Source organism: Pseudomonas sp. F220, from assembly GCF_057813935.1.
On record NZ_JBVASJ010000164.1, the window covers coordinates 1 to 301 of the forward strand.

Genomic DNA, 301 nt, shown 5'->3' on the forward strand with positions numbered 1-301 from the left:
CGCGTGGCTGGTTGCCCGGCAGCCAGTTGCACAACGACTTGCTGGTGTTGCTGCGGGTGTATCTGGGCTGGCGTTGTACCGCGAAATTGCAGCTGTCGCTGCCGATAAATAGCCTGCCCAAACCGGTACTGGGCGGTGCGACAGTGCTGCTGGGGATGACCGGTGTTTTGGGTCTGGGCGGTGAGGCCTGGCAGGTCGCAGAACACGAAACCATCACCATCAATCTAGGCCGATACCAAGGTCTTCACAGTAACCCGCAAGACCATGAGGCCCAGCATGTCGCGTACCGTTTTTAATGTGT

At 58.5% G+C, this 301-nt stretch carries 1 protein-coding gene; it reads left to right on the forward strand.

The features are described from left to right. A partial coding sequence (locus ACZYSM_RS29465) for a type VI secretion system baseplate subunit TssG (RefSeq protein ID WP_489077220.1) occupies window positions 1-296 on the forward strand: 296 nt, incomplete at its 5' end. Between the last annotated feature and the right edge of the window lie 5 nt (window positions 297-301).